The sequence below is a fragment of the Streptomyces swartbergensis genome (assembly GCF_002148965.1).
GTDB lineage: Bacteria > Actinomycetota > Actinomycetes > Streptomycetales > Streptomycetaceae > Streptomyces > Streptomyces swartbergensis.
Map to the genome: position 1 here is coordinate 1 of NZ_NGFN01000682.1, position 1,519 is coordinate 1,519.

Sequence of the window (1,519 nt, forward strand, 5' to 3'; positions counted from 1 at the left end):
GAGGGGGAGGTCGGCATGGGTCCAACTGTGAACGGGGGCAGGTGCGCCTGCCAGTATCGTCGCCGCAGGCCGACGGGCATAACCCGGGGTCGCACACGGGGCAGCGCCCGGCGGCACCCGGCGGCGCCAGGGGGTAGTACCGGGTGCACGGAGGCACGCGGCGCGCACGGGGTGTGAGCACCGCGCGCACACCGGCGGATCACACTCGTGGCCCCACCGGCACCCGGTCCCGACAATGGTCCGCACGAGCAGGGCCCGCCCACCATCCGCATCGGGGCGGGTCCTGCTCGCTTCGGATCGATCCAGTTCGCACCCTCGCCCGCTTACCTGCACATTCCTTTGGAAAATGCCAAAGCCTTCACCTGGGCCGAGTACTTTCCGTAGTGTCGTGCTCACGTTCGCGGGAACGGCCGTGCAGGGGAGGGGGATTCGGCGTGCCCGGAATCGACGAGAGTCTGCTGGAGGCCATGCGGCTGCCCGGTGCGCGAGGGGCGGCGGTGGTCGACTGGATCAGCGGTCTCGCCCTGGGCGCGGTGGGTGACGCGCCGGGCGGCGACCTGGAGGCGGCGGCCGCGGAGACCGCCGAGCTCGCCCGCCTCGCCACGGAGAGCGGCGCGCTCGCCCCGGCCGGCGGCGACGCGGGCGGAGCGTCCGGCAAGCAACCACCCGTACAGGACCTGATCATCACGAACACCGACTCGTACCACCTGCTCAGGTTCGTCACCACGACCTTCGACAGCACCGTGTTCCTGCACTTATGGCTCGACCGCACCGAGGGCAACCTCGCCCTGGCCCGCATCCGGCTGGCCGAGATGGCGGACAGACTGGTGCTCGGATGATCATGCCGACCCGGACCGCGCGCACGGACGAACCGGCCTCGGCCCTGCTCGGCACTCTCGCCGCGCAGGGCGCGAGCGGCGCCGTGTCCACCGAGGCGGGGATCGTCTACCTCGCCGCGGGACACGTCGTCCATGTCGAATCCGCCCTCACCCCCGACATCGGCGATCTGCTCACGCACAGCGGCGCGCTCGCCCCGGACGGCTGGTGGGAGGCCATCGACCGGGCCGGCCGCCGTTGCCGCGTCGGCCGTCAGCTGGTGGACAGCGGCCACCTCGCCGCCGGCGCGCTCGAACTGTGCCACCTGGGCGCCCTCTTCGACGCGGCGTACTTCGTCCTCGCCCACGACGGACCGGTGCTCCGCTTCCGCCCCGGAGTCTCGCACTGGCTGGGCGCGGTCCGTGCCGTGCCGGTGGACACCGTCCTGCGCGAGTCGAGACGCCGCCGCGAACTGCTGCAGCGCATATGGCCCGAACCCGCCATCGACCTCACTCCGCTCGACCGCGTCCCCGGTAGCGACCCGGCGGATCTGCCGGCCCGCCGCAGCCGCACGCTCGCCCAGGTCGACGGCGTCCGCACCGCCGCCCAGATCGCCACCGCCCTCGCCTGCCGCACCTTCCACACCCTCGTCGAGCTCCGCCGCCTGGCCGCCGCCGGGCTGGTCGTCCCCAAAGCCCCAGCC

The 1,519-nt window shown here is 73.1% G+C and carries 2 protein-coding genes; both read left to right on the top strand.

What is annotated here, in order from left to right; all coding sequences use genetic code 11:
* The first annotated feature begins 434 nt into the window (after window positions 1-434).
* A complete protein-coding gene (locus CA983_RS43520) occupies window positions 435-839 on the top strand; it encodes a hypothetical protein (RefSeq protein WP_086606098.1) in 405 nt (134 codons plus the stop codon).
* The coding region (locus tag CA983_RS43525; protein ID WP_208637182.1) for a hypothetical protein at window positions 836-1,519 on the top strand (684 nt) is incomplete at its 3' end. The genes CA983_RS43520 and CA983_RS43525, both read left to right, overlap by 4 nt.